The following is a 19,068-nucleotide window of genomic DNA, read 5'->3' on the forward strand; positions in this document are numbered from 1 at the left end:
GCCAGCTCGCTCGCGAGCAACGCGCCGAAGCCGCTCGCGGCGCCGGTGATCATCACGGCTTGCCCGGCGTAGCTGTCGATCTTCATCGCGCGCTCAGATCGTCAGGCCGCCGTCGACGACGATGCATTCGCCGTTCGTGTAGCTCGCCGCGTCCGACACGAGATACAGCACCGTGCCGGCCATTTCGCGCGGCTCCGCATGGCGGCGCAGCGGGATCTTCCCCATCCAGGTCTCGTAGATTTCCTTGTCCGCGAACAGCGCGCCCGCGAACTTCGTCTTCGTGAGGCCCGGCAGCAGCGCGTTCACGCGGATGCCGAGCGGCCCGCATTCCTTCGCGAATGCCTTCGTCATGTTGACGACCGCGGCCTTCGTGATCGAGTAGATGCCCTGCCGGTCGCCCGGCTGCAGCGCGTTCACCGACGCGGTGTTGACGATCGCGCCGCCGCCGTGCGTCTTCATCAGCTTGCCGGCCTCGACCGACATGAAGAAGTAGCCGCGGATGTTCACGTCGACCGTCTTGTCGTACGCGGCGAGGTCGGTATCGAGGATGTGCCCGAAATACGGGTTCGCGGCCGCGTTGTTCACGAGGATATCGAGGCGCCCGTGCTTGCCGCGGATGTGCTCGAACGTCGCGGCGATGTCCTCGAGCCGCCCGACGTGGCAGGCCAGCGCCTCGGCGCGGCCGCCTGCCGCGACGATCTCGTCGGCCACGGCCTGGCAATCGTCGAGCTTGCGGCTCGACACGATCACGTGCGCACCCTGCTCCGCGAGCAGTTTCGCGATTTCCTCGCCGATGCCGCGGCTCGCGCCCGTCACCAGGGCGATCTTGCCCGTCAGGTCGAACAGATTCGTTGCCATGTTGCTGTGCTCCTCCATTGATGTGTTGTCGTGCCACCGCGCGGTGAAACCCGCGATGTCAGCGATGCGCGTCGATCACGCCGACGGCCAGTTCGGCGAGCCGCCCGGCCATCTCGCCGACGCGCAGCGCCTGCTCGCTCGACGCGTTGCCCTGCAGCGCGCGCGCCTTCACGCCCTGCGCGATCGACGCGAGCCGGAAGAAACTGAATGCGAGGTAGAAGTGCCAGTCGCGGATCGGCTCGATGCCGCGCAGTTCGCAATAGCGCGCGACGATCGCCGCTTCGTCCGGCACGCCGAGTTCGGCGCGATCCTGGCCCGCGAGCCCGCGCACCTGCCCGCCGGACGGCAGCCGCAGGCACATGCAGAGATACGCGAGATCGGCGAGCGGGTTGCCGAGCGTCGACAGTTCCCAGTCGAGCACGGCCTGCACGCGATAGCTGTCGCGCGCGAACATCAGGTTGTCGATCCGGAAATCGCCATGCACCAGCGTCGGCCGGCCCGTGTCGGCGGGGCACGCCTTCGGCAGCCAGTCGATCAGCGTTTCCATCGCGTCGAGGCGCTCCGTTTCCGCCGCGCGATACTGCTTCGTCCACACGCCGATCTGGCGCTCGAAGTAGTTGCCGGGGCGGCCGTAGTCGGTGAGGCCCACCGCATCGACATCGATGTCGTGCAACGCGGCCATCGTCTGCAGCAACGCGTCGTAGCACGCCGCACGATCGGCCTTCGGCAATTCCGGCAGCGCGGGATCCCAGAAGATCCGGCCGTCCTCGTAGCTCATCACGTAGAACATGCTGCCGATCACGTCGCGGTCTTCGCAGAGGTGATACGGACGCGCGACCGGCACCGCGGTGCCCGACAGCGCGCTCAGCACGCGGAATTCGCGGTCGACCGCGTGCGCGGACTTCAACAGTTCGCCCGGCGGCTGGCGGCGCAGCACGTAGCGGCCGCTCTTCGCATGCAGCAGGAAAGTCGGATTCGACTGGCCGCCGGCAAACTTCTCCGTGTCGACCGGGCCTTCGAAGGCCGGCACGTGCGCTTCCAGATAGCGCGTGAGGCGGGCTACGTCGAGTTGCTGGGTAGGGTTCGTCATCGTCGCGATCGTTCGTGGGTCAGCCGTAGGTTCGCAGCGCGTGTCGTTCGGGATCCTCCAGATGCGGGATGCCGTTGAACGACGCGAGGTGGAACGCATCGGCGTTGAAGAAAAACTGCGAAAGACTGCTGTTGCGGATCTGCAGGTTCAGCGCGATCGCGCTCGACGGCGGCGCGGCCAGCACCTGCTGCACGGTGACCGCGATCGGGCCGCCGGAGCTCACCGCCAGCACGCGCTGGCCGCCGCCGTGGCGGATCGCCGCGCGGGCATCGGAAACGCGCTGCTGGAAGTGCGCCCAGGTCTCGGGGGCCGCATCGCCGAGCTTGTCTTCCGACCAGAGCTGCAGCACCTGCCGCAGCGCGCGGAAATGCTCTTTCATCGAGCCGGCCGCGAGGCGGGCGAGTTCCGGGTAGTCGTGTGCGGCGGCGGCGAACAGGCCGTGGAAGTCGTATTCGTTCAGGCCCGGGTGGCGGTCGACCGGCGTGCCTTCCCGGCCCATCCCGCGCAGGATCGCGTCGACCGTCTGCGCGTGGCGGTTCAGCGTGCCACAGATCACGCGGTCGAATGTGAGCGCTTGCTGCGCGAAGTATTCGCCAAGCCAGACGCTCTGCTGCTCGCCCGCCGCGGACAACCGGTCGTAGTCGTCCGTGCCGAAGGACGCCTGCCCGTGCCGTACCAGAAAAAGTTCAGCCATCGCATGCCCGCCAGATCAGAAGGATTCAGCATAGGGGGCAGGCACGCATTTTTAAACTTTATTTTCTGAATCCGGGGGTATTCATTGGGTGAATTGCAGGGCGCCCGCAGTCGGGAGGGCCTTGGGGTGCGGTGATCCGCGGTGGGACGAACGGACCAACGGCTTTTGGTCGCTCCGGGTCGGCTGGCGTGCCCGCTACCGGATCGGGCGCTGCATGACGATCACGTCGCCGGTAAACCTCGGATTCACCGTGCGCCGAATCTCGTCGAAGCCTTCGCGCTGCCAGAAGGCCTGGGCGCGAGGATTGGTCGAAATGACGGCCAGCTGTGCCACGCGGTAGCCCCATTCCCTCGCCATGTCGAGGAGCAACCCCAATGCAGCCTTGCCGTAACCGTGCCGCTGATGCGCTTCCGAGAGCAACAGCAGGCCGATCCATAGGCAGTCGTCGTCCGGATAGGCGCGGATGACATCCGCACAGCCGATCATGTGCTGGTCGACCCACAACCCGAACACCGATTTGTCGGCCGCCGCCTTGGCGGCGGGCTTGCCGACGAAAAAATCGTCGACGTCTTCCTCGGTCGGCAAACGGCCTTCGACGCATTGCGTGTACGAAGGCGCTTCGGTAAAGACGCTCCAGACGTCGGCACGGTCGCTGGCCGACTCGCCGGAAAGCCGGTGGATTGTGAGCATCAGCATCGAATGGGTGTCGGAGGCAGGAGAGCCGATTCTAGGGCGAACGGCATTCCTTTTGCGTTACGCTTCCGGACAATCCCGCAAGCGCGCTTGCGCCCAGCCTCCGCGCCCGCCGCAGCCCACCTCGCTCGACACGCCATGACCGACGCCCTCAACCCGAACTACTTCGAATCCGTCGCCGCCAGTTTCGACAAGCAGCACGCGATGCGTCTGATCCAGGCCAGCATGCCGCTGATCGACATCGGACGAACCGAGATCCACGTGCCGCACTGGCAGGGCATCGAACAGCAACACGGCTTCATCCACGGCGGCGTGGTCGGCATGATCGCCGATTCGGCCGCCGGCTACGCGGCGATGACCACGGTGGCGGCCGATGCGTCGGTGCTGACCGTCGAATACAAGATCAACCTCGTCGCGCCTGCCGCGGGCGACAAGCTGATCGCGCGTGGCGAGGTGATCCGGCCGGGACGCACGCTGATCGTCACGAAGGCGGACGTCTTCGCCGTCACCAGCGACAGGGAAACGCTGTGCGCGGTCATGCAGCAGACCATCATGGTGATGCACGGGAAGAGCGATCGCACGTGATGGGGCGGCGCCTGCGCGCGCCCTGGTGCGTCATTCATCCAACGAATGCCCCGGACGTAGCCGCCCGGGGCACATGCCCGTTACTGCGAGCCTTCCAGACGCAACTGCAACCGGCTTTTCACGGACGTGACACCCGGCACCTGGCGGGCCGCATCCACCGCGACCTGATCCTGCGCCTGGTCCGTGATCTGCCCGGCCAGCGTCACGTCGCCCGTCTTCGCCTTCGCAAACACGGTGACCTGCGCGCCGCCGATGCCGGGCGCCTTCGTGATCGCCTGGCGGACCTTCTTCGCGAACGCGCGATCGGCGGCGCGATCGGCCTTCTTCGCCGACCGCGCCGCCGCCGACGGTGAAGGTGACGCAACGGACGATGCGACCGGCGACGTGGTGACCCGTTGCGGGCCGGACACATCCGCATTGGGCGCACCGGACTGCGCATGGCCCAGGATCGGCGACAGCGCGACAAAACCTGCAACGACGGCAAGACGGATCTTCATCGAATTCTCCTCAAGGATCGAACATAACTGCGGGGGGATACTGCGGGGGAAAGCGGTCAGGCCACCGCACCCGACATCGCGCGGGTGCGCGCCCGGCCGCGCGGCGCGGCGATCGATTCGAGCGCGTGTTCGTCGGCCGCCAGCGCGGGCGACAGCGTCGCGCGCAGGTGGTCGAGAAAGGTGCGGATCTTCGCGTCCACGAAGCGCCGGGACGCGAACATCGCATAGACGTCGAGCATCGTCAGCCGGTAATCGGGCAGCACGCGGACGAGCCGTCCGCTGCGCAAATCGTCGATGACCGAATAGATCGCAAGCGGGCCGATGCCCAGCCCGGCGCGCAGCGCGATCGACAGCGCCTCTGGCGCATTCGCGTGAAACGACGCGGCGGTCACGGTGTGCGCCGCGACGTCCCCGCCCGCTCCGTGCAGCCGCCATTCGCCATTCGCGTCGGCAGGCGTATCGAGGCACAGGCACGCATGGCCCGCGAGTTCGGCCGGCGTGCGCGGCGTACCGTGCCGCGCGAGATAGGCTGGCGACGCGACCAGCACGCTGTAGCTCCGTCCGCACGAATGCGCGATATAGCCGGAATCGGGCAGGCTCGACGCGGTGACAACCGACACGTCGTACCCTTCCTCGACGAGATTCGGCAGCCGCTGCGAGTACGTCATTTCGACGGACACCTCGGGGAAGATCGCCTGATACGCGACGGCCGACGCGGTCACGTGGCTCTGCCCGAGCCCCGGCATCGTATGCACGCGCAGCCGCCCGTACGGGCGGACCAGTGCATTGCGCGCTTCGGCGTTCGCCTGGTCGACGTCGCCGAGAATCGCCAGCAGGCGTTCGAAATAGCGCCGCCCGTTGTCGGTCAGCGCGATCTTGCGGGTCGTCCGGTTCAGCAGCCGGATCTGCGCGTAGTCCTCCAGGCTGGCTACGGCCCGCGACACCTGAGCGGTCGCCATGTCGGACTGCTTCGCGACGGCGGTGAAACTTCCCGCCTGCACGACGCGCACGAACGTCCGCATGTTTTCAAGCATGTCCATTTCGATTCATCGTCCATCGCGGCCGTCGCGACATCCGCCACGCACGCACGTTCGGGCCATCCCGCGCCCGGCCGCGCGGCGCGGCCTCGGTTTCGAACCGCGGCCCGCGATGTGTCGACGTGCCCCTGGGCCATCGCTCGCGTCGCACGCCGTCATGTTCAGTGGTACCGATTGTCGTCATTCGCCGCGTTGCCTTCAGCCCCCCATCCGGGGGGCTGAAGCGAGGCCCCGTCATGTGGAATGCTTGCCGCCTGCGGCGGATACCGGCGCCCGATCCGCCGCCGGCGTGCGCAGCACGATCTTGCCGATATGGCGGCCGGAATCCATCAGCGCGTGCGCGGCGCTCGCATCGCGGAGATCGAAGGTCTGGTAGACCTGCGGCTTCACCGTGCCCTGCCGGATCAGCGGCCACACGGCTTCCTCCAGTTCACGGATGAGCTGTGCCTTCTCCTCGTAGGTGCGCGAGCGCAGCGTCGAGCCGATGTGCGTGAGACGCTTGGTGAGCATCGGGAACAGGTCGAGCTCCTTCGCGGGCCCGTTGATCACGCCGATCTGGACGATGCGGCCGTTCATCGCGGCTGCCGCGAAATTGCGCGCGACGTAGTCGCCGGCGATGATGTCGACGATCACGTCCACGCCCTTGCCGTCGGTGAAGCGCTTCACGGCATCGACGAAATCCTCGTTGCGGTACTCGACCGCGAGGTCCGCACCGAGCCGCAGGCTCGCGTCGCGCTGCGCTTCCGACCCCACCGTCGTGATGATGGTCGACGCGCCGAACGCCTTCGCCAGCATCGTCGCGGTCGTGCCGATGCCCGACGCGCCGCCGTGAATCAGCACGCTGTCGCCGGCCGCGAACTGGCCGCGCTGGAACAGGTTCAGCCAGACCGTCATGAAGGTTTCGGGCAACGCCGCCGCCTCCGTCATGTCGAGGCCTTCGGGAATCGCGAGCGTATTGCTCTCGTTCGCCACCGCGTATTCCGCGTAACCGCCGCCCGGAATCAGCGCGCAGACCTCGTCGCCGATCGCGAAGCGCGTGACGTCGTGGCCGACCGCGACGACTTCGCCGGCGATCTCGAGACCGGGAATGTCGGACGCGCCGGGCGGCGGATCGTACAGCCCCTTGCGCTGGAACACGTCGGGGCCATTCACGCCGGCCGCGTGAATGCGGATCAGCACTTCGTCGGGGCCCGGCGACGGCACGGGACGCGTGGTCGGTACAAGCACTTCGGGGCCGCCGGGATGCACGATTTCGATCGCCGTCATGTCGGCGGGCAGGGTTTTCACGTCATCAGTCACGATATGATCCTCAACGTTCGTCGATGCGCGGCCGATTCGCGGATCATCCTCGAATCGCGGCATCGCAATGGGTGTGAAGACAGTCTAGGGACGGTGCCGCTCGCGGGCACGCAGTGAATTGCCGAACGAGGAATGCAAAAATGCATCAGTCAGCACAAGCGATGAATTGGGACGACGCACGCGTGTTCCTCGCGATTCATCGCGAACGCACGTTGCGCCGCGCGGCGCAAACGCTCGGGGTCGACCAGGCGACGGTCGGGCGCCGGCTCGCGCAACTCGAGCACATGCTCGGCGCCACGCTGTTCCTGCGTTCGTCGAAGGGCTACCTGACCACGCCGGTCGGCGAGCTGGCGCTGCGCGCCGCCGAGGCGATGGAGCTGCACGCGCACGAACTCGTCCGGCTGACGCAGGGCGTCGACCGGCGGCTCGCCGGCGAGGTCAAGATCACGACGACCGATGCGCTCGCGCTCGAATTCGTGATGCCGTCGATCGCCCGGCTGCATACGAAGCATCCCGACGTATGCGTGTCGCTGAACACGTCGACTCAAGTGCTGAACCTGGCGAAACGGGAGGCCGACATCGCGGTGCGCACCGTGCGGCCCGACAACCCCGATCTCGTCGCGCGCCGCCTTGCGTGCTGGGACATGGGCCTGTTCGCGTCGCACGACTACCTGCAACGGCATGGCGAGCCCGTGCGCGGCAGCGCGTTCGCGGGGCACGACCTGGTCGTCTACCAGCCGTATGTCGAAGCGAGCCGGAAGCCGGCGATCGCCGGCGAGCCGATCGCTGCAGGGCGCATCGTCGGGCGGATGAATTCGAGCCTGATGATGCGCGCCGCGCTGCGCTCGGGCCTCGGCATCGGCGAAGTGCCGGTGCACATGGGCGAACGCGACGGCCTTGCCCGCATCTGGCCCGCGCAGATGCGGGAAGCGCCCTACGAGGTCTGGCTCGTCACGCATCGCGACCTGCGCCATACCGCGCGCATCCGCGCGACGATCGACGAGATCGTGTCCGCGTTCGACGCGCATCGATGAGCCCATCGCGGCGAGTCGACGTCAGCGCGCCGCCCGCCGTCGCCTACTCGTCGCCGACGCGCGTGCGGGACGACGCATCGAGCGCCAGCCCGCTTCGCACGGCCTGGATGCGCGACGTGACGTTGAGCTTCTCGAAGATGTTCTTCAGGTGCCACTTGATCGTCTCCGGCGCAACACGCAGCGCGCGGGCGATCTCCTTGTTCGACAGGCCGCGCGCGACGTAATCGAGGATCTCGACCTCGCGCGCGCTCAGGTTGCCGGCCGTGCCGGGCCGTGCGGCCGGCGCGGCGTTCGACGCGCGGTCCGCATCGAATGCACGGACGAGTTCGCGCAGATACCAGGCGCCGACCGCCGGAAACCGGTCGGCCCGCTTCAGCACGCGCGCCGTCAGGCGTTCGGCCACGGCGCCTTCGTCGACGAACGTGCGCACGAGCCCGTTGCCTTGCCCATATTCGAGCGCAGGGGCAAGCACGGCCAGTGCGTCATCTTCCTGCCCGGCCTGTTCGAGCGCGACCGCGCGCAGCACGGCGGCCTGCGCGGCGAACCAGTCGAACCCGCGCGCGGCCAGCACGTCGTGCACTGTGGCCATGACCTCGGCCGCCTCGTTCGCGCGCGCATCGGCAAGCAGCAGCCGCGCCCGCGCGGACTGCGCCATCTGCCACGTCTCGACGTAGCTCGACGCGGCTTCCGGTGGTTCAGCCGACACCAGCGCCGCCAGCGCCCGCCCGACACGATGAGCCTGTGTCAGCTTCCCCGCGCTCACATGCAGCCGAACACCGGTCGCCATGCAGGCGACGCGCAGCCGCAACCATTGCCGGCTGCAGGCGATGTGATCGGCTTCGTCGAGCATCTCGTGCGCGCGGGCCTCGTTGCCCGACCGGAACTGCAGCACCGCGGCCGTCTGCATGAACCGCAGCAGCGGCCCGAGCGAACACGCCTGCATCGCGATGTCGAAACGGTCGCGCTGTGCTTCGCGCACCTTCGGCCAGTCGTTCCATTCGTAATAGATCGCGGACAGGTAGCCGGCCGACAGCGCCGTCGCCGCCGACAGCCGCCCGGCCGAGCGTTCCGCGCCGCGTAGCGCGGTCTCGAACGTCTTCGACGCATCGTGCAGGCGGCCCGCGACGAATTCGGCGAGGCCGGACATGTTCTGCCGATAGACATGCGCAAACAGCGGCTCCTGGCCCGACGCCGCCCGTTCTGCGCGCGTGCGCAGGTCGAGCGCGTCGTCGAGGCGGCCCGCGTAGCCGAGCCCGAAGAGGAGCGTCGTCTGCCCGATCTGCTCGACCCACGAGCCGGCCGGCGGGCCGGCCGCCAGTACGCGCTCGCCGAGCTCGAGCGACTCGATGCTCCGGTCCGACAGCCCCGCGATGAGCGAGCGGACGCCGAGCAATTCGGTCGCGGTGATCGCATCCGTGCCGAGCCGCCGTGCGTCGATATCGGCTTCGATCGCCTCCAGTGCGCGGCGCGCGTCGACCATCTGCATCGACAACGCCAATGCCCATACGTGGGCGATCCGCAGCCGCAGGCGGCCCGCCAGCGCCGGCTCCGGCAGGCGGGACACCCAGTCGAGCACGGTGCGGACATCGCTCGCGGCGATCAGCTTCATCGCGCACGCTTCGACCCAGCCGGCGGCCGCGTCGAAATCACCGGCGGCGAGCGCATGCCTGACCGCATCAGGCCATTCCCGCTCGGCCGCGTACCACACGCTCGCGCGGCGATGCAGCGCGGCGACGTCGTCCGGCCGGCGCAACGTCAGCTCCTCGCGCAGGTATTGCAGGAACAGCGCGTGATAGCGATAGCTCCGACGGCCACCGTCGACCGAGCGGATGAACAGGTTGTGCGCGCTCAGCCATTCCAGGCACGCGACGGCATCGTCGCGGCCCGTCAGCGCATCGCACAGCGCGGGCGTCATGCGGTCCAGCACGGCCGTGCAGAGCAGGAAATGACGGATCGCGTCCGGCACCTGCGTCATCACGTTCTCGTTCAGGTACGCGGCAATGCCGCCGCGCGCATGGCTGACCTGCTCGGCGACGCGCGCCGCATCGTTGTCGTCGCGCAACGCGAGCGCCGCGAGCTGCAGGCCCGACACCCAGCCTTCGGTGGCCGCGCGCAGCCGCCCGATGTTGTCCGCACTGAGCGGCTTGCCGGCGACGCGCTCGAAGAACGCGCGCGTCTCCGCATCGTCGAAGCGCAGATCCTCTTCGTCGACCCGGACGAGTTCGTCGCGCGATTCGAAATAGCTGAGCGGCAACGCGGGCGCCGAGCGGCACGACAGCACCACGTGCAGGTTCGATGGCGCATAGCGCAGCAACTCGAACATCGCGTCGTGGATGACGGGCGACGCGAGGCGGTCGTAGTCGTCGAGCATCAGGACCAGCTCGGTGCCCGCGACCTCCAGCTCGTTGAGCAGTTCATCGAACACGATCTTCAGCGGAATCAGCGCGCGGTCGCGCAGCAGCCGCTGCGCGCGGCCGCCGACACCGCCCGTCGCATCGACGATCGCCGCCACCACGTACGACGAGAAGATCGACGCGTTGTCGTCGTCCTGGTCGAGGCTCACCCAGGCGACCTTCACGTTCGTCGCCACGAGCGCGTGGCGCCACTCCGCCAGCACGGTCGTCTTGCCGTACCCGGCCGGTGCGCACACGAGCGTCAGCCGGCGATCGAGGCCGCGCGCGAGCCGGCCGAAGCGCGCGATGCGCGACACGATTCCACGGGCCGATGCCGGTGCGAGCTTGGTGCGCACCAGCACTTCGATCCCGTCGGCGTCCGCAGGCCCTGCTGCCTGTCTGCTGTCGCTGGACGTCATGCTGTTCCTGTTCTCCTTGCGCTGCGCGCGTACGTCCGCCTGGAAGGCCGGGCCGCCATGCGGCCCGGTGCGCGGCGCGGAGCCGCCGCGCGCCGAAACAGCATAGCGACACGGCGGCGGCCGTCAAAAGTAGGTGATGTCCGTACCGCGGCGCGCGCCGGTCGAACGGGAGGACTCGCATTGTTCTCGATCGGACGGTGCGGTTCAGCCCCCCATTCGGGGGGCTACCGCGCCGGGAAAGTCGCCCCATCCTGACCGGAAGGTGTCCTGCACGGCCGGCTCGCGCCGCCCGTCGGGGCCGCTGCCCAGCCTTTCCACCAGGAGTCCGCATGAACAGTCGCGACGTCGTCGCCACCTTTTTCGACCGGTATCGCCAGCACGACATCGAAGGCATGCTGGCGCTCTTTTCCCCCGCTGCCAGCCTCGACTACGTGCCGGCCGGTGCGGCCGCGCCGGTCGCCACGCACGGCAGGATGACCTGGGGCGCGCTGCTGGACGCATTCCCGGACCTGTCGAACGGGATCGACGCCATTCATGCGGATGATGCCGGCCGCCATGCCACCGCCGAGGTCACGATCCGCGGCACGCAGGCGCGGGACTTTCTCGGCATCCGGAATCGCGGCCGGTCGTTCACGCTGCGGCACGCGTTCGTGTTCGAGTTCGATGCCGACGGCCGCATTGCGCGGCTGGCCGCCTACTGGGACAACGTCCGGCTCTTCGAGGATCTCGGCAAGACGACACTCGGATGAACGGATGCGGCCGGCGCCCGGCCGGCCGCATCGTCACGCGGGCTGGTAGCGCTCCCGCAGCGCCCGCTTGTTGATCTTCCCGACGCTCGTCTTCTCGATCGCGTCGACGATCAGCAGCCGCTCCGGCACCGCGTATCGCGAAATCAGCCCGCGATCGGCCACCTGCTTCACGTGCGCCTGCAACTCGGCCGGACTGACTCGCCCCACCTGGTCGTCGGCCAGCACGACGAGCGCGAGCGGCCGCTCGCCCCAGCGCGCGTCCTTCACGCCGATGACGGCCGATTCGCGTACGGCGGGATGGCGCGACAGGATGTCCTCGAGTTCCAGCGACGACACCCATTCGCCGCCCGTCTTGATCACGTCCTTGATCCGGTCGGTGATCTGCAGCCGGCCCTCCGGATCGATCACGCCGATGTCGTTCGTATGGAGATAACCGCCGGCCCACAACGACGCCGACGCCGGCGCGTCGCCGAGATAGCCGGCCGTCGCCCACGGCATGCGCACGACGACCTCGCCGGCCGCACGGCCGTCATGCGGCACGTCGCGAAACTGCGCATCGACGATGCGCAGGTCGACGAGCGGTAGCGGCAGCCCCGCCCTGGTCCGGCGCGCGAGGTCGTCGTCGGCCGTGCCGTTCGCCATCGGCGATGCATCGACCTGGGCGATCGTCATCAGCGGGCAGGTCTCGGACATCCCGTAGCCGGTGTACACGTCGATACCGCGCGCAAGCGCCGCACGTGCGAGCCCTTCCGGCAACGGCGAGCCGCCGACGACCACCTTCCACGACGAGAGATCGACCGACGCCGACGCGGGGCAGTCGAGGATCATGCCGAGCAGGGTCGGCACACAGTGCGAGAACGTCACCGACTCGCGCGCGATCAGCGCCAGCAGCCCGTCGGGCGAGTAGCGCCCCGGATAGACCTGCTTGAGCCCGAGCGTGGTCGCGATGTAGGGCAGACCCCACGCGTGCACGTGGAACATCGGCGTGATCGGCATGTAGACATCGTCGCGATGCAGGCGCCCGCGATCGCGCGCGCTCGACAGCGCGGCCATCCCCGCCAGCGTGTGCAGCACGAGCTGGCGGTGGCTGAACGCGACACCTTTCGGCAGCCCGGTCGTGCCGGTCGTATAGAACGTCGTCGCGCGGGTGTTCTCGTCGAAATCGCCGAACGCGAAATCGGGCGAGCTGGCCGCGACGAGCCGTTCGTATTCGTCGGCGAAACCGTCGGGCAGTTCGGTCTCGGCGCCGTCCGCGATCAGCACGAAGTGCTGCGCCGCATCGAGCCGGTCGCGGATACCGTCCAGCAATGGCAGGAAGTCGCGATGCACCAGCACGACACGCGCGCCGCAATGGTTCAGCGTATACAGCAGCTGGTCGGGCGACAGCCTGACGTTCGCGGTCATCAGCACCGCACCCATCATCGGGATCGCGTAATAACACTCCAGGTAGCGATGGCTGTCCCAGTCCATCACGGCGACCGTATCGCCCGCGCCGACGCCGAGCGACGCCAGCCCGCTCGCCAGTTGTCCGATGCGATGCCGGAACGTCCAGTAATCGTGCCGGACGTGATCGCCGTACACGATCTCCTGTTCGGGCCGCGTGGCGAGCGGCGTGTGAAGCAGCTGCTTGATCAGCAGCGGATACGCATGCGCGGACGAAGCCGGCGCATCGTGCAAATGCGGCTGTGACGGATTCATGAATGGCTCCAGAAGCGACCGGTCAGGCACGATGCCGGCCGGGCAAAAATGCGCGCCCGCGGGCGGCTCGGCCCGTGCGTGCGCCGGGGCCGGTCTTCGCGAGTGCGGCCACGATACCCGACGCACCGGCTTCGGCGCCCCCCCCTGTCAGGGGGAGTCGGCGGTTGCGCGCCGGCCCGGCGGACATCCGCGCGTCACGTGCCGGGCGTATCCACGACGGTGTGCGCCAGGTGCGCGGCGCGATGCCACGACCCACCTGATCGGGGGGGCGTAGCGCGACGGGTGCCGCTGTACGATTCATGACGGCGCGCAACCGGTCGTTCGGGGCGCGCATCCCCTCGCCCCGGGCATGAACGGAGGCCCACGCCGCCGATTCGAAACCGTGCATGCGCAATGCACGTGTTTTGGCCGTTTTCCATGCCGAATCCTCAATCCGTCCCCCCGAGAAAGGAGCAGCCATGACTTCCGAACAGCCGCAAATGGACCGAACGCCCACGCCCGATCCGGCCGAAAACAACGCGTACTTTCCGTCCCCGTATTCGCTGTCGCAGTACACGTCGTCGAAGACCGACTTCACCGGCGCGGATTACCCGAATCCGTACACGGGCGGCAAGTGGAAGGTGCTGATGATCGCGACCGACGAGCGCTACATCCTGATGACGAACGGCAAGATGTTCTCGACCGGCAATCATCCGGTCGAAATGCTGCTGCCGATGCATCACATGGACCAGGCCGGCTTCGAGATCGATATCGCGACGCTGTCGGGCAACCCCGCGAAACTCGAACTCTGGGCGATGCCGGGCGACGACGCCGCGGTGCAGAGCACGTACCGGAAGTACCTGCCGAAGCTCAAGGCGCCGCTGAAACTGTCCGACGTGCTCGACGCCGACCCTGGCGCCGAATCGCCGTACATCGCCGTGTTCATCCCCGGCGGCCATGGCGTGCTCGCCGGCATTCCGTACAGCAAGGACGTGAAGCGCGCGCTGCACTGGGCGCTCGACTACGACCGGCACATCATCACGCTGTGCCACGGGCCCGCGAGCCTGTTGTCCGCTGCCGTGGACGAAGATCCGCAGGACTACCCGTTCAAGGGCTACGAGATGTGCGTGTTCCCGGATGCGCTCGACACCGGCCCGAACCTCGAGATCGGCTACATGCCGGGCCCGCTGCCGTGGCTCGTCGCGCAAAGCCTGGAAAAGCTCGGCGCGAAGGTGCTCAACAAGGACATGACCGGCCGCTGCCACCAGGACCGCAAGCTGATCACGGGCGACAGCCCGCTCGCGTCGAACGGCATCGGCAAGCTCGCGGCCGCCGCGCTGCTGAAGGAAGTCGGCCACTGACACGGCGCACCGCGGTCGGTCGGCACCGCGGGCGCGATACGCTTCGCGCACCTTCACGTAGCCGACAGGGGGCCTGCCCGCCGCCGCGAGCGCGGGCCGGTCTCGTCGGGCCGGCCATCAGCGCCATATCGTTCGTGAACGCGCCGGCACGGGCCGGCGCGCAACGCCGCCCGACCTCTGCTCGACGGCGTTTCCCATGCGGTAGTATGGCGACTCGATGGAAACCCCAATGGACTCACACGTATGGCCCAGCCTGATCTCCCGCCCCCTGCCAGTGCCGGCCAGGACGCCCAGGCGCTCGTCCTCATCGCCGAGGACGAACCCGAGATCGCCGAGATCCTGACCGCCTATCTCGCGCGCGGCGGCCTGCGCACCGTGCACGCGGCCGACGGCCGCCGCGCACTCGAACTGCACCTGCAGCTCAAGCCCGACCTCGTGCTGCTCGACGTGCAGATGCCGCACGTCGACGGCTGGAAGGTGCTCGCCGAAATCCGTCATCGCGGCGACACGCCCGTCATCATGCTGACCGCGCTCGACCAGGACATCGACAAGCTCACCGGCCTGCGCATCGGCGCCGACGACTACGTGGTGAAGCCGTTCAATCCCGCCGAAGTCGTCGCGCGCGCGCAGGCGGTGCTGCGCCGCTCGATGGCCGGCTCCCGCCAGGAAGAACAGCGCGTGCTGCGGGTCGCACCGTTCGAGATCGATCTCGAACACCACGAAGCCACGCTCGACGTGGACGGCGAACGGCACACGCTCGTGCTGACACTCACCGAATTCAAGCTGCTCGCGCAGCTCGCGCGCGCGCCGCGGCGCGTGTTCAGCCGTGCCGAGCTGATGGCCACCTGCCTGCCGGAAGGCGACGCGCTGGAACGCACGGTGGACAGCCACGTCAGCAAGCTGCGCAAGAAGCTGGACGACCTCGGCGTGCAGGGCGTGCCGGTCAGCGTGCGCGGCGTCGGCTACAAGCTCTGGAGCTGAACGTGAAGCTCGATGGCCTGAGCCGGCAGATCGCGCTGACCATGGCCGGGATGGTGTTCGGCGTGACACTGCTGATGGTGCTCACCGCCACCGTCTTCTACTACGTCGCGTTCAATTACTGGCCCGCGCATTTCAACACGAAGAACTGGCTGCCGACCGCGCCGGAATGGCTATGGCTGATCGCGACCACGTCGGTCGGCCTCGCGCTGTCGGTCGCGGTCGCCGTCAATCTCGCGCGCCGCATCCTCGTGCCGCTCAACTCGGTCACGGACAGCATTCGCCGCGTCGCGCGCGGCGATCTCGGCGCGCGCGCCGTCACGGGCGACCGCTCGCTGCACGAAGCTGCGCTGCTCGCCGACAACTTCAACGCGCTCGCCGACGAGTTGCAGCGCGTGACCAACGAGCAGGCGATCTGGAACGCCGCGATCGCGCACGAGCTGCGCACGCCCGTCACGGTGCTGCGCGGGCGCCTGCAGGGGCTCGCCGAAGGGGTGTTCAAGCCCGACGAAGCGCAGTTCCGCAGCCTGCTCACGCAGGTCGAAGGGCTGACGCGGCTGATCGAGGATCTGCGCGTGGTCAGCCTCGCGGATGGCGGCCACCTGAGCATCGAGATCCGCGACGCCGATCTCGCCGCCGAGGTGCGCACCGTGGTCGACGTGTTTGCGCACGCATTGCAGGCCGCCGGCCAGCATCCGGTGCTCGATCTCGACACGCGGCGCATGCGCTGCGACCCGGTGCGTATCCGTCAGGCGCTGCTGGCGCTGCTGGAAAACGCGCGCCGCCATGCGGTGCCCGGCGCGATCCGGATCCAGACGCGCATCGAAGCAGGAATGTGCCGGCTGCGTGTCGAGGACGACGGCCCCGGCATCGCGGCCGATTTCGCGCCGCACGTGTTCAAGGCCTTCCGGCGCGCGGACGACACGCAGCCCGGCGGCAGCGGCCTTGGGCTCGCCGTCGTCGCGGCGATCGCGCATGCGCATCACGGCGAAGCGGTGTGCGTGCCGACCGGCGCGGGCGGCACGCGGTTCGAAGTGCAGTGGCCCGACAACCTCGTGCCGGCGCCGGAATACGAGCGCTTTCCGGCCTAGTCAATGACCTGACATCCACCGGGTTCCATCAAGGACCACAAAGACCCTTGAAACCCGCATGAATACCAGGTTTCTTGCATATCAAGTTCTGGTGATGCTCACGGCAAGCCGTCTGGTTTTATGTCCAAGTAACGATTTTGGCCTGAGCCATCCTCTACTTGGACATACGAAGGAAGAAGATGGCACTCACCGACACCGCCCTGAAGGCACTCGCCCAGGGACAAGACCTATACCGTCAGCGATGATCGCGGCCTGTATCTGGAGGTATTTCCAACAGGCGGCATGGTCTAGCGCTACCGCTACAGACTGACCGGCAAATACGAAAAGCTCACGCTGGGCAAGTACCCGGCGCTTACCCTCAAGAACACAAGGCTCATGCGCGATGGCACATCGCAAATGGCAATAGTTGGCGAGTCGCCCGCCCAGAAGAAACAGCGCGCCAAGGTGCGTGGTCTGCTCAAACACATGCTCGACTACGCAGTGACATGCAGGCTGATCTCGGCCAACCCGGTGATGGCATTACCGATGCAGCACGTCTACAAGGCCCTTTCGCGTGAACGTGCATTGCCTGCCGAGGAAATCAAGCAGTGCCTCCAAGCAGTCCACCTGTCCAACATGCGCCGTCAGTTCAAGATCCGTTTGCCGCTCAGCATCAGCGGCCGCGCTGAAGGTCAGCCTACGGCCCGTGCCGTCCAACCCATCAGCGCCTCATGGCCATCCCGCGCGTAACGCTGCCGTGCTCATGCATCTTGCTCAAGCCGGCTAGCTGGAGCGCCAGGTCGAGGACTCGCCGCTGTACGGTCGTGGAGATCGACTCGGAGCGCTCACACCCACCCTTGGTTCGACTCAACGTGGGCCAATGAGGAAAACTGACGTTCGGATGTAATCGAACGTCAGCGTACTCATGTCGAAAGCAATATCCACAAAATAACGAGCAACAAAAAACCAATCTTCGTACTAAAAACAGACGTATCCGATATTTTTTCAGACGCATCCCATATTCAAGTATTCATCAAACGTGACAGCCTATATCCGCAATACCCACCAAAACGACTTGCACTCAGAAATCTAGCTGGCGGCTGCGGCGGAGATTTCTCTTAAGAATTGGAGGTCTCTCGATGAACATGCGCACAAACATAAATGGAAAATCTCAGATCGTAGTGGGAGATCTTACGACCCATGGAGGGGTCGTCATCTCCGGAAGCCCTTTCCATACTTGGAATGACATTCCCATAGTGCGCGTCGGCGACCTTGTTACATGCCCAAAATGCTCACCTCATATTTTCAAGGTCGCCCAAGGGGTGGAAAGCTTCACCGATAATGAACTACCAGTGGCTACAGAAGACCACTTAACAACCTGCGGCGCGAAGCTCATTGCACGCGCTGCTCCTGCCAGCCTGGTAATTGCCCATACCGCCTTTGCAAGCGGCTCGGGCTACGACGAACAGTTCATCTTGCACGATCTGGACGGCAATCCAATTCCGGATATGCCATATAAAATTACTACAGCAGACGGCGCGATTATTCTCGGGATCACCGATATCAACGGACGCACTGACCGCGTGATTTCTGCGGAGACGTTAGGACTTTCTATCGAACCTGATACGGATCACATACTCACCAGCCATAGCAAGGACTAACGATGGCAAATCCAACCTGGCGAGGTGACGCCTCCACAAATACTGCTCCGCTAAGTGCCCAAAGAATCAGCGCCGACGTAATTCGATATATCAACAAAGTTGATGCCGACAGCGGTTGGTTACTTGTCGGGAGCGATGATCTCCCACGTTTTCAGTGGAAATCACTTTTCAAGTATTGCAAAGTCATGCTCATCGGAAGCAAGAGCGGCCGGACTTACTTCAAAGTGCTTGAGGGGGAATCGAAAGGACAAGTATCATTCTTGTCTGACGATAATGCAAATGAGTATCTTGGGAAAACAGCTCCCAAGCAGCAGCCTGTCGAGTTGGTTGTGACCTACGGACACTTTGACCCCAGATGGTTCTCAAAGTCTCGAAATCAGCCGTTGCAACAACAATTAGCAAGCGGAACTCTCGGCGGCATTTATTTTGAAGTCACAATGAACACCAGTTGGAATGGCGACTTCCATCCTATTCCGCCAGGGACATACTCGATCTTGTTGCCTGACTTTCCTCACAAGAAAGACTACACCAATCAGTACAAGGCTGAATATCCAAGGCTGTCCCATCATCAAGTGTGGTTTCCAATTTCGTATGGCAACAATAGTCGATACGTTCACGTGGGCAATGTGTCTGAAGGTTGCGCGACTGTCTTGAGCTTAAGTAGCTGGTCTTCAATTCACGAAATGCTCGTTAGTCACCGTAGCGGGGACGGCAACGGCGTGGGTACACTGATTGTCAAAGGTAAACCCGAAAGGAATCGGCAATGATCAAAAGATCGGTGCACTTTGCTTGCTCACTTTTGCTTTCCTCTGCACCCTTCCACGTCCATGCTTTCGAGTCAGATTTAAATGGGGACGTTGTTATTGATTGGAGGGATTTTCGAAATACAGTAAAAAATTACAAGAGGAAAATCAATTTGACGGCCAATATTGAACAAGCAACCAAGGCAGAGGAGAGGGGGAGGAGATACTTC

19 protein-coding genes and 1 pseudogene are annotated in these 19,068 nt (G+C 66.0%); 10 read left to right on the forward strand and 10 right to left on the reverse strand.

Annotated elements, in window-relative coordinates; genetic code table 11:
- From JYJ84_RS11045 to JYJ84_RS11065, 5 genes and pseudogenes are all read right to left on the reverse strand, one after another.
- Positions 1–86: pseudogene (locus JYJ84_RS11045) on the reverse strand (3-oxoacyl-ACP reductase); the annotation flags it as partial.
- Positions 87–93: 7 nt separating this feature from the next.
- Positions 94–858, reverse strand: coding sequence for an SDR family oxidoreductase (locus JYJ84_RS11050; protein ID WP_122949672.1), 765 nt, complete (start codon positions 856–858; stop codon positions 94–96).
- 58 nt (positions 859–916) lie between these two features.
- Positions 917–1,948, reverse strand: a complete 1,032-nt coding sequence (locus JYJ84_RS11055) for a phosphotransferase (protein WP_175222147.1) — start codon at positions 1,946–1,948, stop codon at positions 917–919.
- A 19-nt stretch (positions 1,949–1,967) separates the two neighbouring features.
- A complete protein-coding gene (locus JYJ84_RS11060; RefSeq protein WP_122948500.1) occupies positions 1,968–2,642 on the reverse strand; it encodes a histidine phosphatase family protein in 675 nt (224 codons plus the stop codon).
- A 195-nt stretch (positions 2,643–2,837) separates the two neighbouring features.
- Complete coding sequence (locus JYJ84_RS11065) at positions 2,838–3,338, reverse strand: N-acetyltransferase (RefSeq protein WP_175222146.1); 501 nt, start codon at positions 3,336–3,338, stop codon at positions 2,838–2,840.
- Positions 3,339–3,473: 135 nt separating this feature from the next.
- Between JYJ84_RS11065 and JYJ84_RS11070 the strand changes: the two genes are divergently transcribed.
- Positions 3,474–3,920 carry a PaaI family thioesterase gene (locus JYJ84_RS11070; RefSeq protein WP_175222145.1) on the forward strand — a complete coding sequence of 149 codons (447 nt, stop codon included), beginning with the start codon at positions 3,474–3,476 and terminating at the stop codon, positions 3,918–3,920.
- An 80-nt stretch (positions 3,921–4,000) separates the two neighbouring features.
- Here the strand turns inward: JYJ84_RS11070 and JYJ84_RS11075 are convergent, their stop codons facing one another.
- From JYJ84_RS11075 to JYJ84_RS11085, 3 genes are all read right to left on the reverse strand, one after another.
- Positions 4,001–4,417 (reverse strand): BON domain-containing protein, encoded by a 417-nt coding sequence (locus tag JYJ84_RS11075; protein ID WP_175222144.1) that lies wholly within the window; start codon positions 4,415–4,417, stop codon positions 4,001–4,003.
- 56 nt (positions 4,418–4,473) lie between these two features.
- Positions 4,474–5,457, reverse strand: a complete 984-nt coding sequence (locus tag JYJ84_RS11080) for a LysR family transcriptional regulator (RefSeq protein WP_175222143.1) — start codon at positions 5,455–5,457, stop codon at positions 4,474–4,476.
- Between the two features lie 231 nt (positions 5,458–5,688).
- Positions 5,689–6,720, reverse strand: coding sequence for an NAD(P)H-quinone oxidoreductase (locus JYJ84_RS11085; protein WP_175222219.1), 1,032 nt, complete (start codon positions 6,718–6,720; stop codon positions 5,689–5,691).
- Positions 6,721–6,893: 173 nt separating this feature from the next.
- On the opposite strand from JYJ84_RS11085, the gene JYJ84_RS11090 reads away from it, so the two are divergent.
- Positions 6,894–7,787 (forward strand): LysR family transcriptional regulator, encoded by an 894-nt coding sequence (locus JYJ84_RS11090; RefSeq protein WP_236027188.1) that lies wholly within the window; start codon positions 6,894–6,896, stop codon positions 7,785–7,787.
- A 43-nt stretch (positions 7,788–7,830) separates the two neighbouring features.
- Here JYJ84_RS11090 and JYJ84_RS11095 read toward each other — a convergent pair whose 3' ends face one another.
- Positions 7,831–10,599: a LuxR C-terminal-related transcriptional regulator gene (locus tag JYJ84_RS11095; protein WP_175222142.1), complete on the reverse strand. Its 2,769-nt coding sequence runs from the start codon at positions 10,597–10,599 to the stop codon at positions 7,831–7,833.
- A 329-nt stretch (positions 10,600–10,928) separates the two neighbouring features.
- Between JYJ84_RS11095 and JYJ84_RS11100 the strand changes: the two genes are divergently transcribed.
- Positions 10,929–11,348, forward strand: coding sequence for a nuclear transport factor 2 family protein (locus JYJ84_RS11100; protein WP_175222141.1), 420 nt, complete (start codon positions 10,929–10,931; stop codon positions 11,346–11,348).
- 33 nt (positions 11,349–11,381) lie between these two features.
- Here JYJ84_RS11100 and JYJ84_RS11105 read toward each other — a convergent pair whose 3' ends face one another.
- A complete protein-coding gene (locus JYJ84_RS11105) occupies positions 11,382–13,046 on the reverse strand; it encodes a fatty acid--CoA ligase (RefSeq protein ID WP_175222140.1) in 1,665 nt (554 codons plus the stop codon).
- A gap of 458 nt (positions 13,047–13,504) precedes the next feature.
- Here JYJ84_RS11105 and hchA point away from each other — a divergent pair, with 458 nt between their 5' ends.
- The 7 genes from hchA to JYJ84_RS11140 all read left to right on the forward strand — a co-directional run.
- On the forward strand, positions 13,505–14,386 hold the full coding sequence (gene hchA, locus JYJ84_RS11110; protein WP_174956644.1) for a glyoxalase III HchA: 882 nt from the start codon (positions 13,505–13,507) through the stop codon (positions 14,384–14,386).
- Positions 14,387–14,629: 243 nt separating this feature from the next.
- Positions 14,630–15,367, forward strand: coding sequence for a response regulator (locus JYJ84_RS11115; RefSeq protein ID WP_175222139.1), 738 nt, complete (start codon positions 14,630–14,632; stop codon positions 15,365–15,367).
- Between the two features lie 2 nt (positions 15,368–15,369).
- Positions 15,370–16,455 (forward strand): ATP-binding protein, encoded by a 1,086-nt coding sequence (locus tag JYJ84_RS11120; RefSeq protein WP_175222138.1) that lies wholly within the window; start codon positions 15,370–15,372, stop codon positions 16,453–16,455.
- A gap of 333 nt (positions 16,456–16,788) precedes the next feature.
- The gene (locus JYJ84_RS11125; RefSeq protein WP_374102099.1) at positions 16,789–17,184 is read left to right on the forward strand and encodes a hypothetical protein; all 396 of its coding nucleotides are present in this window, start codon (positions 16,789–16,791) and stop codon (positions 17,182–17,184) included.
- 389 nt (positions 17,185–17,573) lie between these two features.
- Positions 17,574–18,095, forward strand: a complete 522-nt coding sequence (locus tag JYJ84_RS11130) for a PAAR domain-containing protein (RefSeq protein WP_175222136.1) — start codon at positions 17,574–17,576, stop codon at positions 18,093–18,095.
- Between the two features lie 2 nt (positions 18,096–18,097).
- Positions 18,098–18,862, forward strand: a complete 765-nt coding sequence (locus tag JYJ84_RS11135) for a hypothetical protein (protein ID WP_175222135.1) — start codon at positions 18,098–18,100, stop codon at positions 18,860–18,862.
- Positions 18,859–19,068: hypothetical protein (locus JYJ84_RS11140; protein ID WP_205189188.1), on the forward strand; the 210-nt coding region annotated here is incomplete at its 3' end. The genes JYJ84_RS11135 and JYJ84_RS11140, both read left to right, overlap by 4 nt.

It is taken from the genome of Burkholderia sp. LMG 13014 (genome assembly GCF_905232215.1).
In the GTDB taxonomy this organism is placed as follows: Bacteria; Pseudomonadota; Gammaproteobacteria; order Burkholderiales; family Burkholderiaceae; genus Burkholderia.

Excerpts from the sequence above, each read along its gene's own strand:
- JYJ84_RS11050 (WP_122949672.1), bottom strand. The coding sequence starts at position 858 with ATGGCAACGAATCTGTTCGACCTGACGGGCAAGATCGCCCTGGTGACG.
- JYJ84_RS11055 (WP_175222147.1), bottom strand. The coding sequence starts at position 1,948 with ATGACGAACCCTACCCAGCAACTCGACGTAGCCCGCCTCACGCGCTAT.
- JYJ84_RS11060 (WP_122948500.1), bottom strand. The coding sequence starts at position 2,642 with ATGGCTGAACTTTTTCTGGTACGGCACGGGCAGGCGTCCTTCGGCACG.
- JYJ84_RS11065 (WP_175222146.1), bottom strand. The coding sequence starts at position 3,338 with ATGCTGATGCTCACAATCCACCGGCTTTCCGGCGAGTCGGCCAGCGAC.
- JYJ84_RS11070 (WP_175222145.1), top strand. The coding sequence starts at position 3,474 with ATGACCGACGCCCTCAACCCGAACTACTTCGAATCCGTCGCCGCCAGT.
- JYJ84_RS11075 (WP_175222144.1), bottom strand. The coding sequence starts at position 4,417 with ATGAAGATCCGTCTTGCCGTCGTTGCAGGTTTTGTCGCGCTGTCGCCG.
- JYJ84_RS11080 (WP_175222143.1), bottom strand. The coding sequence starts at position 5,457 with ATGGACATGCTTGAAAACATGCGGACGTTCGTGCGCGTCGTGCAGGCG.
- JYJ84_RS11085 (WP_175222219.1), bottom strand. The coding sequence starts at position 6,720 with ATGACGGCGATCGAAATCGTGCATCCCGGCGGCCCCGAAGTGCTTGTA.
- JYJ84_RS11090 (WP_236027188.1), top strand. The coding sequence starts at position 6,894 with ATGCATCAGTCAGCACAAGCGATGAATTGGGACGACGCACGCGTGTTC.
- JYJ84_RS11095 (WP_175222142.1), bottom strand. The coding sequence starts at position 10,599 with ATGACGTCCAGCGACAGCAGACAGGCAGCAGGGCCTGCGGACGCCGAC.
- JYJ84_RS11100 (WP_175222141.1), top strand. The coding sequence starts at position 10,929 with ATGAACAGTCGCGACGTCGTCGCCACCTTTTTCGACCGGTATCGCCAG.
- JYJ84_RS11105 (WP_175222140.1), bottom strand. The coding sequence starts at position 13,046 with ATGAATCCGTCACAGCCGCATTTGCACGATGCGCCGGCTTCGTCCGCG.
- hchA (WP_174956644.1), top strand. The coding sequence starts at position 13,505 with ATGACTTCCGAACAGCCGCAAATGGACCGAACGCCCACGCCCGATCCG.
- JYJ84_RS11115 (WP_175222139.1), top strand. The coding sequence starts at position 14,630 with ATGGCCCAGCCTGATCTCCCGCCCCCTGCCAGTGCCGGCCAGGACGCC.
- JYJ84_RS11130 (WP_175222136.1), top strand. The coding sequence starts at position 17,574 with ATGAACATGCGCACAAACATAAATGGAAAATCTCAGATCGTAGTGGGA.
- JYJ84_RS11135 (WP_175222135.1), top strand. The coding sequence starts at position 18,098 with ATGGCAAATCCAACCTGGCGAGGTGACGCCTCCACAAATACTGCTCCG.